General features: G+C 36.6%; 9 protein-coding genes. 7 read left to right on the top strand and 2 right to left on the bottom strand.

The annotated features are described in order from the left end of the window. Positions 1–375 (top strand): YraN family protein, encoded by a 375-nt coding sequence (locus tag BSEPE_RS00475; RefSeq protein WP_066042466.1) that lies wholly within the window; start codon positions 1–3, stop codon positions 373–375. Further along, the gene (locus tag BSEPE_RS00470; RefSeq protein WP_066042462.1) at positions 372–1,097 is read left to right on the top strand and encodes a BON domain-containing protein; all 726 of its coding nucleotides are present in this window, start codon (positions 372–374) and stop codon (positions 1,095–1,097) included. The genes BSEPE_RS00475 and BSEPE_RS00470 overlap by 4 nt, the downstream gene beginning before the upstream one ends. On the opposite strand, the gene rnhB is transcribed toward BSEPE_RS00470, so the two are convergent. Continuing rightward, positions 1,075–1,647, bottom strand: coding sequence for a ribonuclease HII (gene rnhB / locus BSEPE_RS00465; RefSeq protein ID WP_066042460.1), 573 nt, complete (start codon positions 1,645–1,647; stop codon positions 1,075–1,077). The two genes, BSEPE_RS00470 and rnhB, sit on opposite strands and share 23 nt — an antisense overlap. 45 nt (positions 1,648–1,692) lie before the next feature. Then, positions 1,693–3,237 carry a nitrate- and nitrite sensing domain-containing protein gene (locus BSEPE_RS00460; RefSeq protein WP_066042456.1) on the bottom strand — a complete coding sequence of 515 codons (1,545 nt, stop codon included), beginning with the start codon at positions 3,235–3,237 and terminating at the stop codon, positions 1,693–1,695. Positions 3,238–3,351: 114 nt separating this feature from the next. Here BSEPE_RS00460 and BSEPE_RS00455 point away from each other — a divergent pair, with 114 nt between their 5' ends. Genes BSEPE_RS00455 through narJ form a run of 5 tightly spaced genes read left to right on the top strand, consistent with a single transcriptional unit; the run spans position 3,352 to position 12,268 of the window. Then, positions 3,352–4,629, top strand: a complete 1,278-nt coding sequence (locus BSEPE_RS00455) for an MFS transporter (RefSeq protein ID WP_066042453.1) — start codon at positions 3,352–3,354, stop codon at positions 4,627–4,629. 39 nt (positions 4,630–4,668) lie between these two features. Continuing rightward, a complete protein-coding gene (locus tag BSEPE_RS00450) occupies positions 4,669–6,288 on the top strand; it encodes an MFS transporter (protein ID WP_066042450.1) in 1,620 nt (539 codons plus the stop codon). 51 nt (positions 6,289–6,339) lie between these two features. After that, positions 6,340–10,074 carry a nitrate reductase subunit alpha gene (locus tag BSEPE_RS00445; RefSeq protein WP_066042447.1) on the top strand — a complete coding sequence of 1,245 codons (3,735 nt, stop codon included), beginning with the start codon at positions 6,340–6,342 and terminating at the stop codon, positions 10,072–10,074. Next, positions 10,071–11,609, top strand: a complete 1,539-nt coding sequence (gene narH, locus BSEPE_RS00440; protein ID WP_066042444.1) for a nitrate reductase subunit beta — start codon at positions 10,071–10,073, stop codon at positions 11,607–11,609. Before BSEPE_RS00445 ends, narH begins: the two co-directional genes overlap by 4 nt. After that, positions 11,609–12,268: a nitrate reductase molybdenum cofactor assembly chaperone gene (narJ, locus tag BSEPE_RS00435; protein ID WP_066042441.1), complete on the top strand. Its 660-nt coding sequence runs from the start codon at positions 11,609–11,611 to the stop codon at positions 12,266–12,268. Before narH ends, narJ begins: the two co-directional genes overlap by 1 nt. Positions 12,269–12,273 lie beyond the last annotated feature (5 nt).

The raw sequence follows: 12,273 nt of genomic DNA, 5'->3' as shown, positions 1-12,273 counted from the left end.
ATGTTTAGTTTAAAACGACAAACGGGCAATAAAGCGGAAAATTTAGCACTTCAATATTTAGAAAAAAATGGGCTCAAATTCATCGAACAAAACTATTTAACCAAAATGGGTGAAATAGATCTTATTATGCTTGATAAATCGGAACAAAATCTAGTTTTTGTTGAAGTTCGTTATCGTAAAAATACTTATTTCGGCTCTGCCATTGATACAATTAACGCCAGCAAACAGACAAAACTCATTCGTACTGCGAAACACTTCTTACAATGTCATTCACAATATGACGATTTTATCTGTCGGTTTGATGTTATTGGGCTTGAATCTGATTTAAAATATCCAAATATTAATTGGATAAAAGACGCATTTGGGGCCCTATGAAAAAAATAATTTATTCTTTAATCGTCACTGCAAGCACGCTATTTTTAAGCAGTTGTCTCTTATCATCAGCACTCAGCACTGCTATTATTGTTGCTAATGACCGACGCACTACGGGTGAAATCGTTGATGACAAAAGTATTGAGTTCAATCTATTTGCCTGGAATGATAAAGAAAATAGACTAGAAAATGCCCATTTAAATTTTTTGGTTTACAACAAGGAGGTGCTGATTACTGGTGAAGTACCAACCCAAGCTGTGCGTGATTATATTATCAAACAAGCACCAAACAAAGATTTTAAAATCAAAAAGGTAATTGATGAATTGCGTATTGCGAAGAGTAGCAGTCTATTGAGCAGAGCCAAAGACTCTATGATTACAATAAAAGCAAAAGCATTGTTTCACAATCAAGAAGTTTTTAATCCACTACATATTGAAATAACGACTGAAAATCGTACAATTTACTTAATGGGTGATTTGACAAGGCGTGAAGCCAATAAAGCAACTAAAATTGCATCTGGCATTAGTGGCGTTAAGCGTATCGTTAAATTGTTTCATTATTTAGAAAACATTCCTGCTGGCGAAATTGCGCGTGCAAAACAAAAGGAATTAGAGGCGGAAAGAAAAAAAGCATTAGAAGTAAAACGCGCTACCATTGAAGCCAAGAAAGCAGAGTTGCGTCGCCAAATAAATGCATTAGACCCTAATGGTGGTACAAGTTTTTAATCGGAGAAAATGAAAAACGGTGCTGATTGTCAATCGCACCAAATTCTGCTAATGCCTCTAAATGTTGTCTTGTGCCATAGCCCTTATGCTTGGAAAAACCATACTTTGGATGCAATTTATCCAACTCAAACATCTGTCTATCACGGGTTACTTTGGCAATAATCGATGCTGCAGAAATCACAGGTTCGCTTAAATCTCCTTTAATAATTGCCCGACAATTGTGTAACTCTGGACAACGATTGCCATCAACCAATACTCGGTCATACTTAATATTTAAATTTTCAACGGCTCGTTTCATTGCCAACATTGTGCCTTGTAAAATATTGATGCTATCAATCTCATTCGCATCCGATTCACCCACCGCCCATTGACATTGTTCGGTGATTTGTGCGTATAGAATTTCGCGTTTTTTCTCACTGAGTTTTTTTGAATCAGTGAGTTCTGGTAAATAAAAATCATCAGGCAAAATCACAGCACCCGCAACAACCGAACCCACCAATGGTCCACGCCCAACTTCATCAACACCAACAATAATCGCACTTTTAGTCATTGTGATGTAATTGAGAAGGCATTTTTCATAGGAAATATTAAATATTTATTTGTTTATCATAACGCTTTGCGTAAAACTTGGCCAACATCGATCACGCTGAAAATTATAGCAATAATTATTATTATCAAAATAGCAATATTTACATAACTTTTCTTTGTTGGTAATACTAAGTGTCTTTCCTGTAATCTCAATACTTTGAGAGAATAAATGTTTTAAATTGCGCGAAAACACTTCCCTACTCATACCTAAATAAGAAGCAATAAAAGATTTGTTATAAGGCAATTGCAGAGTGTTTTCTTTCCATTTTTTGTCATTAACAAGTTTTAAGAAAAACTCACCCATTCTTTGCTCGGTATTTTTGTGTTTAATAGAATAAAGATCTTGTAAAGCCGCATTGGCCTTTTGTGCATTCATAATAATAAGATTATGTGTAAATTTATGAGATTGTTTCAACAAATTACTAACATTGTTAATTGGAATAGACAACATCAGTGTATCAGTGATAACTTTGGCACTTGCATTAAAAATTTGATTTGTAAATAGGCAATTCTCCAATACAGTTTCATTATTACCAATAATTTGCAAGATTTCATCTTTGGCATTACTTTGTTTGAAAACTTTAACCCAGCCCATTAAAACAATATGCAAGTGTGTCACAGGGTTGCTTTCCAAGATAAATACTTTGTTTCTTGGAATTTGATAAATGGCAGAATGGTTAATAATCTTTTCTATTTCATTCGTAGCCATACCTTGAAAAAGCGTAATTTTGTATGCTAAGCGTTCTGAAGCCTTGAATGCTTTGATTTTATGTTTGCTTAATTGATGATCATTTGCCAGAGTAAGGTGTAATTGCTTTTCAATATCATGTAATTTGTTTATCTTTTTTGAGATAAGCACAAACCAGCTTTTGGTATTCATCTTAGAGAGTATGTCTGATTCGCCTTGTGTAGAAAATTGTTGGTGAATCATATGTAGTGTACCAACATCGGGCATTTTATAAATATCATTAATCAATCTTTTTTGTTCAATTGTTGCCAAAGATAAAAACGACTCTTTATAGTGTTTTTGTTCATTAATTAAAACTTTAATGTGCTCAATACATTGATTTTTATTAGCATTCCCTTCAATAAAACCACGCACAATAATAATAGAGCGCTCTAAACCAACTTTTTCTTTCCATTGTAGAAAAAAGCAATAAGCACTAACGGCGCTGGGATGAATATTTTTAATCTTTACAGTTAAATGCGTCATTAATTGAATAATAGGAGAAATAAGTTGATAAGAATATAAATCAAATATAGCGCTAGCATTAATTTTTAAACTTAGCAATGCTGTGCGTTTAGCCTTTAATCGTTTTAAATTTTGATTAATAATTTGAATAAGTCTTTGCTCTTCTGAATCTAATTGGCGGTTGTTTTCCTGTTGCTCAATATTCGCTCTTAATTGTTTAACGCTCGTATCACTTTTAACAAAATAACCCAACATCTCTCGCTTATGTCGCAATGTATTCTCGCTTAAATAAAGCATTACAAAACCACGCTCATTTTGTAATTTATGAACGGTATCACTCAGTGTTTGTAATTGTTGCATAATTCTTTTTATGTGACATAAGTCACACTTTTAATAAAAGGTTATATTTTATCCATAAAAATAACTAAGATAAGATAAACTTTTCTTAAGTTTTATTAAATAATAAGGTTGAGTATGGGGTTACCTATAATCAAAAATCAAAATACACAAGCCAATTCAGTTTTAGCGGCTAATACTATTGCGTTTACAGCCTGTTTTGCTGTATGGGTTATGTTTTCAGTGATTGGTATTCCAATCAAAGAATTGTTATCTCTTAACAACACTCAATTTGGTGTTTTAGTTGCCACGCCAATCTTAACCGGTTCGCTTTTTAGATTGCCAGTTGGAATGATGACGGATAAATTTGGTGGCAGAATTGTTTATTTTATTCTGCTATTAACGGTTTTAACCCCGCTTTGGTTTATCGGTTCAGCAACACAATATTGGCAATTTTTAATCCTGGGTTTGTTGGTAGGTGTCGCTGGCGCATCATTTACGGTTGGTATTGCTTATACAGCAAAATGGTTTGATAGAAAACATCAAGGTTTTGCCATGGGAATATTTGGCGCTGGCAATGCTGGCGCTGCAATTACCAATTTTGTTGCCCCTGTTATTGTTGCATCCGTTGGTTGGCAAATGGTGCCCAAAATATATGCGATTGCTATGATGGTTGTGGTTATTTTATATTGGATGTTTACTTACACCGATCCTGATCATAGCCACTCTACAAAAGTTACTATTAAAGAGCAATTGCAGGTTTTAAAAAACCCTAAAGTATGGAAATATATGCAATATTACTCTTTAGTATTTGGTGGCTTTGTTGGACTGAGTTTATGGATGACTAAATACTATATCAATGAATATGGTTTTGATTTAAAAGACGCTGCTTTATTAGGCGCAATTTTTGTTCTGCCTTCGGGCGTCATTCGTGCGCTTGGCGGCTGGTTTTCTGATAAATTTGGACCTTATAAAGTAACTTGGTGGGTAATGTGGGTTTCTCTCGTTTGTTTATTTTTTATGTCCTACCCTCAAACTGCGTTATTGATTAAAACTACCGCAGGCGATGTTAGATTTGATATTGGTCTCAATATTTGGGTATTTACAGCACTTTTATTTACTTTAGGCATTTCTTGGGGGATTGGCAAAGCAAGTGTGTTTAAGTTTTTATCCGATGAATTCCCAGAAAATATTGGCGTTGTCTCAGGCATTGTTGGTCTTGCTGGCGGCATGGGCGGATTTATATTGCCTATCATGTTTGGTGCATTAATTGATTTTACAGGTATTAATTCGGTCATTTTTATGTTGTTATATGGGGCAACAGCAGTGTCGCTTATTTGGATGCATTTTACTTTTGGCAAGGATGAAAGAGCTAAAAATATTAAACATGCAGTAGCAGAAGCATCTAATAAATAAGAAAGTTGCATTTTAATTTTTTAATAAAAGGAGGTCATAATGGCTCAAGATTTAAAAAAGTGGGATCCAGATAACCCGTCTGAATGGGAAAGCACTGGTAAGGCAATTGCTAATCGCAATCTGTGGATTTCTATCCCAAGTTTATTGGCAGGTTTTGCCGTATGGTTAATGTGGGGCATTATTACTGTGCAAATGTTAAACACAGGCTATGGCGGTTTTGACAAGTCTCAGTTGTTTACACTTGCTGCAATTGCCGGTCTGTCTGGTGCAACACTAAGAATTCCTTCAACTTTCTTTATTCGTTTAGCAGGGGGCAGAAATACCATTTTCTTGACCACCACACTTTTAATATTACCAGCGCTAGGACTGGGAATAGCTTTATCAGACCCTAATACACCGTTTTGGGTGTTTCAAATTCTAGCATTATTATCGGGTTTTGGTGGTGGTAATTTTGCTTCTTCAATGTCAAATATCTCTTTTTTCTTTCCAAAAAAAATCCAAGGTTATTCTTTAGGTATGAATGCTGGGTTGGGCAATTTTGGCGTTACTACAATGCAAATTGTTATCCCATTAGTGATGACTTTGGCAGTTGCCGGCTTGGGTGATGCACAAATATTAAAAATTACCTCTGGAACTTTAATTGGCAAAATTGCTGTTGGCACTGAAACTCACTTGCAAAATGCAGGTTATGTCTGGTTAGTTATACTAATTCCGCTTGCTATTGCCTCTTGGATGGGTATGAACAACATTACTGAGAGCCATGTATCCCCTAAGATTGGATCAACCTTAGGTGCTTTTATTAAGATTATAGTGATGCTAATTTTGGGCTTAGCAACGGCAGCATTTGGTTTATGGTTGATATTGCCAAAAGTCGTATCTGGCTCTGGGCTTATGCTAAGTAAATGGATAGCACTCCCAATTGTTATTGCCTTAACGGTTTTATTACTTAAATTATTACCACTTGGTCATGATTATAAAGAAGGATTAAAGCGTCAATATAAAATATTTAATAACAAGCATACTTGGGTAATGACTATTATATACACCATGACCTTTGGTTCATTTATTGGTTATGCGGCAACTTTGGCTTTATCGATTAAAGTAATTTTTGGCTTCCAACATATTATGGTCGATGGCGTTATGACGCATAATATCGCAAATCCAAATGGACCATCGGCACTCACTTACGCATGGATGGGCGCTTTTGTTGGTGCGCTTATTCGTCCAATTGGCGGCATGATTGCCGATAAGATAGGCGGGGCAAAGGTAACACAGATTATCTCTGGTGTTATGGTGTTATCCGCACTGGGTGTGGCTTACTTTATGAAGCAAGCCTATGCATCTGCCACACCTGAAGAGTTCTTTTGGCCGTTTTTAATTTTGTTTGTCATATTGTTTGCAATGACAGGTTTAGGCAATGGCTCCACTTTTAGAACAATTTCTCAAGTATTTAACAAAGAGCAGGCTGGTCCAGTTCTAGGTTGGACTTCTGCGATTGCAGCTTATGGTGCATTCATCATTCCTAAAGTATTTGGTGAGCAAATTAAACTAACAACACCTGAAAATGCACTCTATGGTTTTGCAGTGTTTTACGGCGTATGCATGGTTATTAATTGGTGGTTTTATTTGCGTAAAAATGCTGAATTCCACAACCCATAATTTTTATTAAATATAGGTTAATTAATAAAAACAATTTATAGGAGAGAGAAAATGAGTCATTTATTAGATAGAGTATCTTTTTTTACCAAGACAAAACCCGAAGAATTTTCTGATGGACATGGTAAGTTAGTACATGAAAATAGGGATTGGGAAAGAGCTTATCGTAATCGCTGGGCACACGACAAAGTTGTGCGTTCAACCCACGGTGTGAATTGCACAGGGTCATGTAGTTGGAAAATTTATGTAAAAAATGGATTGGTAACTTGGGAGACGCAGCAAACAAATTACCCAAGAACACGTCCAGATTTACCAGACCATGAGCCTAGAGGCTGTCAGAGAGGTGCAACCTATTCGTGGTATCTATACAGTGCCACTCGTCTTAAATATCCTCTCATTCGTTCTAGATTATTGCGCATTTGGCGTAGTGCTAAAGAACAACATAGCGACCCAGTTAATGCCTGGAAGTCTATTATGGACGATAAAGAAAAATCACAGGAATACAAAAAAGTTCGTGGATTAGGTGGCATGATTCGTGCTGATTGGGATGAAGTTAATGAAATTATTGCAGCCTCTAATGTCTATACTGCAAAAACTTATGGTCCAGATAGAGTGGTTGGTTTCTCTCCAATTCCTGCAATGTCAATGGTATCTTATGCAGCGGGTTCTCGCTATTTATCACTCATTGGTGGCACTTGTTTAAGTTTTTACGATTGGTACTGTGACCTACCACCATCATCTCCACAAACTTGGGGTGAACAAACTGATGTACCAGAAAGTGCTGATTGGTATAACTCATCATATATTATGGCATGGGGTTCTAATGTACCTCAAACCCGTACACCAGATGCACATTTCTTTACAGAAACGCGTTATAACGGTACTAAAACAATTGCAGTAACACCAGATTTTAGTGAAGTTGCCAAACTTTCTGATGAGTGGATGAGTCCAACTCAAGGCACAGATGCTGCCTTAGCAATGACAATGGGTCATGTTATTTTAAAAGAGTATCACCTTAACAATAAGAGTGAATACTTTACCAACTATATCAAGCAATATACGGATATGCCATTTTTGGTTATGTTAGAAGAAAAACAAGGTGTGCTCGCAGCCGGTAGAACACTAAGAGCTTCAGATATTGATGGTACCTTAGGTGAAAAAGATAATACTGAATGGAAGCCATTATTGATTGATGGCACTACCAATGAAATCGTTGTTCCAACAGGAACGGTTGGCTCTCGTTGGGATGGTTCTGGAAAGTGGAATATTGAAAATAAGAACGCCATGAATGGTGCAGACATTGACCCAAAAACCACACTTAAAGATGATAATGATGAAATTGTCTCTGTTGGTTTCCCGTATTTTAATAATCAAGAGCATGACCAAAAAATATTTACTAGCACAGACCATGACTCTATCTTAATGAGAAATGTACCAATTAAGAAGGTCAAGACACTAGACGGCAAAGAAGTTAAGGTTGCTACAGTGTTTGACTTGATGATGGCAAACTACAGTGTTGACCAAGGATTGGGTGGTGATAATGTTGCAGCTTCATTTGACGATGATGTGCCTTATACACCAGCATGGAATGAAAAAGTGACAGGTGTTCCGCGTGAGCAGACCATTCGTATTGCTAAAGAATTCTCAGAAAATGCGGATAAAACGCAAGGTAAATCAATGGTTATTTTAGGTGCTGCTGTTAATCACTGGTATCACATGGATATGATTTATCGTGGCATTATCAATATGTTGATGATGTGTGGCTGTATTGGAAAATCAGGTGGTGGTTGGGCTCATTATGTGGGACAAGAAAAGCTTCGTCCACAAACAGGATGGCAACCATTAGCATTTGGCTTGGATTGGCATCGCCCACCTCGCCATATGAACGGAACTTCATTCTTTTATAATCACTCTAGCCAATGGCGCTACGAGAAACTCGAAGTTGATGATATTTTATCTCCACTGGCTGACAAGAAAGAATGGGGTGATTATTCCCTAATAGATTGTAATGTTCGTAGTGAAAAAATGGGTTGGTTGCCTTCGGCACCACAATTTGAAGAAAATCCATTAGAAATTACCAAGCAAGCGGCAAAAGCAGGCATGGATGTTAAAGATTATATTGTTAAGCAACTTAAATCCAAAGAACTTAAGTTCTCTTGTGAGGACCCTGATAATCCAAAAAACTTCCCTCATAATATGTTTATTTGGCGTTCTAATTTATTGGGCTCTAGTGGTAAAGGCCATGAGTATTTATTAAAGCATTTATTAGGTACGCAAAATGCAGTATTAGGCAATGAAACAGATAAAAAGCCTTCTGAAGTTAAATGGCGTGATGGAGTAGAAGGTAAGGTTGATTTATTTGTAACACTAGACTTTAGAATGTCAACCACCTGTTTGTATTCAGACATTGTTCTGCCATCAGCAACATGGTATGAAAAGAACGACTTAAATACCTCAGATATGCATCCATTTATCCATCCACTATCTAAAGCAGTAGACCCTGCTTGGGAATCAAGAAGTGATTGGGATATATATAAAGGCTTAGCTAAAAAATTCTCAGAACTTTGTCCTGGACATTTAGGTGAAGAAAAAGATGTGGTTGCCTTGCCTATTTTGCATGATACACCAGCAGAAATGGCGCAAGCAACTGATGTTAAAGCTTGGTTTGATGACGAGTGTGAAGCTATTCCTGGTAAGACTATGCCAAACTTTATTGAAGTTGAAAGGAATTATCCAGATACTTATAAAAAGTTTACCTCACTAGGTCCGCTGATGTCTAAGATAGGCAATGGTGGCAAGGGTATTTCTTGGAATACTGAAGACGAAGTATCCTTACTTGCTGATTTAAATCGTGTTGTTAGAGAGGAAGGTGTCTCTAAAGGACTACCTAAAATCGAAACTGATATTGATGCAACCGAAGTTATTTTATCTCTTGCACCTGAAACCAATGGACAAGTCGCTGTTAAGGCTTGGGAGGCATTAGGAAAAATAACAGGCAGAGACCATACACACCTAGCAAAACCAAAAGAAGATGAAAAAATTCGCTTTAGAGATATCCAAGCACAACCTAGAAAAATTATTTCATCACCAACTTGGTCTGGACTTGAGGATGAGCATGTAAGTTATAACGCAGGTTATACCAATGTACATGAATACATTCCTTGGAGAACACTCACAGGTAGGCAACAATTCTATCAAGACCACAAATGGATGGTAGATTTTGGTGAAAACTTATGTACTTATAAGCCACCTATTAATACCAAAACAATTGCACCTATTATCAATGAGAATAATGATGGTCGTTCTCAAGTTGTTTTAAATTGGATTACACCACATCAAAAATGGGGCATTCATTCCACTTACTCTGACAACTTGTTAATGTTAACACTTAATCGAGGCGGTCCAGTAGTATGGATAAGTGAGATTGACGCTAAGAAGATTGGTGTCCAAGATAATGATTGGATTGAACTGTACAATGTTAATGGCACAATTGCGGCTCGTGCCGTTGTATCACAAAGAGTACCAGAAGGTATGTCAATGATGTATCACGCTCAAGAAAAAATTACCACCACACCAGTGGCAGAAAAATCAGGCTTTAGAGGGGGCATTCATAATTCAGTTACTAGAGCCATCACTAAACCAACACATATGATTGGTGGTTATGCGCAATTGTCTTATGGATTCAACTATTACGGTACCGTAGGCTCTAATCGTGATGAATTTGTTGTTGTACGAAAAATGGATAAAGTAGACTGGAAGGATGAACCAGTAACAGGAGGTCAATCATGAAAATAAGAGCACAAATAGGAATGGTTCTAAATCTGGATAAATGTATTGGTTGTCATACATGTTCAGTCACTTGTAAAAATGTATGGACCTCACGCCAAGGCGTAGAATACGCTTGGTTTAATAATGTAGAATCAAAACCTGGTATTGGCTATCCTGTTGATTGGGAAAATCAAGATAAATGGAATGGTGGCTGGGTTTCTAAAAATGGTAAATTACAGCCTAAGATTGGCGGTAAATTTAGATTGTTAGCAAAAATATTTGCCAACCCTGATTTACCTGAAATTGACGATTACTACGAGCCATTTACCTTTAATTATGCACATTTACAAAATGCACCTGAAATGCCGACTCCACCAGTAGCAAGACCACATTCTATGATTACTGGCGAAGTGATGGAAAAACCAGAATGGGGTCCTAACTGGGAGGAAATTTTGGGTGGTGAGTTTGAAAAACGCTCAAAAGATTACAATTTTAAAACCATAGAAAAAGAAATTTATGGACAGTTTGAGAATACATTTATGATGTATTTACCACGCCTATGCGAGCATTGTCTTAATCCAGCTTGTGTGGCAGCATGCCCATCTGGTGCTATTTACAAGCGTGAAGAAGACGGTATTGTTTTAATTGACCAAGACAAATGTCGTGGCTGGAGAATGTGCGTTAGCGCTTGCCCTTATAAGAAGATTTACTACAACTGGCAATCTGGAAAATCAGAAAAATGTACCTTCTGTTACCCAAGAATAGAATCTGGAGAACCAACCGTTTGTTCTGAAACCTGTGTTGGTAGAATTCGTTCATTGGGTGTTATTCTATATGATGCGGACAAAATTGAAGAAATGGCAAATATGAGCGATGAGAAAGATTTATATGAAGCTCAATTAAAAATGTTCTTAGACCCAAATGATGAGGCTGTGCAAGCACAAGCTAAAAAAGATGGTGTGCCTGATAGTTGGATTGAAGCGGCTAAAAACTCTCCAGTTTATAAAATGGCAATTGATTGGAAAGTGGCATTCCCACTACATCCTGAATATAGAACACTACCTATGGTTTGGTATGTACCACCTTTATCGCCAATTCAAAATGCGGTTGAAAAAGGTGTGATTAACCATCGAGGCCCTATTCCAAATGTTGAAGAATTACGCATTCCAATTCGTTATTTAGCCAATATGTTGACTGCAGGTGATGATGAGCCTATTATTTTTGCATTAAAGCGCATGATTGCGATGCGTAATTTTATGCGCGCAAAACGCGTTGATAATATTGTCTTGACAGAGGTATTGGAAGAAGTGGGTTTAACAGAGGAAATGGTTGATGATATGTATAGAACCATGGCACTTGCTGCTCATGAAGATAGATTTGTTATTCCTACCAACCATAAGGAATATGCGGGTGAGACACCTTTTGACAATGAAATTGCTTTTGATACTCGGTCTTCTTGTGGATTTAGCTTTGGCAATGGTTGTTCCGAGGGTTCTACCACAGCCACTTTGTTTGGTGGAAAAACACATACCAACACAATGGATGGGAAAGTTTAATGCAAACACTTAAAGTCTTAGCTGTTTTACTGTCTTACCCAGATATCAATGTTTATAAAAATGTTGACGAGTTGGCTGAGGTTTTAAAACAGGAATCTTTATTATCTAAAAAAACTTTAAAAGAATTATTGTCTTTTATAGAAGATTACAAAAATAAAGATTTCTTAGAATTACAAGAACGTTTTGTATCAACTTTTGACAGAAGTCGTGCACATTGTTTAAATTTATTTGAACATATTCATGGCGAATCGCGCGACCGTGGCCCAGCTATGGTTGATTTAGCTCAGATGTATGCAAAGAAAAATCTGTTTGTTGATAAGAAAGAATTACCTGATTATTTACCTGTATTTTTAGAATACTTATCTTTATGCGATGAAAAAGAAGCCATAGAGTCATTGGGCGATACGATTGATATTATTGCTTTAATTGGTGGTCAATTGAAAAAGAATGAATCACCTTATCACATTATTTTTTCTGCATTAGAGGAGTTATCTAATGCTAAAGTAAATAAATTTAAAGTGGCAGAAGCAATACAAAATAGTCCTAAAGAGCCAGAAACATTAGAAGAATTGGATGAATTATGGCAAGAGCAAGAAGCCTTTGGCGGAGAATCATCAGAATGTAGCACTTGTGAGACCAGTGCTACACTAACACACTAGGAGAT

The sequence above is a fragment of the endosymbiont of Bathymodiolus septemdierum str. Myojin knoll genome (assembly GCF_001547755.1).
Classification (GTDB): domain Bacteria; phylum Pseudomonadota; class Gammaproteobacteria; order PS1; family Pseudothioglobaceae; genus Thiodubiliella.
Note: the sequence above shows the minus strand (reverse complement) of the source record. Positions and strands in the feature narration are given on the sequence as shown.

Coding starts and splice junctions, on each gene's coding strand:
- BSEPE_RS00470 (WP_066042462.1), top strand. CDS start 372: ATGAAAAAAATAATTTATTCTTTAATCGTCACTGCAAGCACGCTATTT.
- BSEPE_RS00450 (WP_066042450.1), top strand. CDS start 4,669: ATGGCTCAAGATTTAAAAAAGTGGGATCCAGATAACCCGTCTGAATGG.
- narH (WP_066042444.1), top strand. CDS start 10,071: ATGAAAATAAGAGCACAAATAGGAATGGTTCTAAATCTGGATAAATGT.
- BSEPE_RS00460 (WP_066042456.1), bottom strand. CDS start 3,237: ATGCAACAATTACAAACACTGAGTGATACCGTTCATAAATTACAAAAT.
- rnhB (WP_066042460.1), bottom strand. CDS start 1,647: ATGACTAAAAGTGCGATTATTGTTGGTGTTGATGAAGTTGGGCGTGGA.
- BSEPE_RS00455 (WP_066042453.1), top strand. CDS start 3,352: ATGGGGTTACCTATAATCAAAAATCAAAATACACAAGCCAATTCAGTT.
- BSEPE_RS00445 (WP_066042447.1), top strand. CDS start 6,340: ATGAGTCATTTATTAGATAGAGTATCTTTTTTTACCAAGACAAAACCC.
- BSEPE_RS00475 (WP_066042466.1), top strand. CDS start 1: ATGTTTAGTTTAAAACGACAAACGGGCAATAAAGCGGAAAATTTAGCA.
- narJ (WP_066042441.1), top strand. CDS start 11,609: ATGCAAACACTTAAAGTCTTAGCTGTTTTACTGTCTTACCCAGATATC.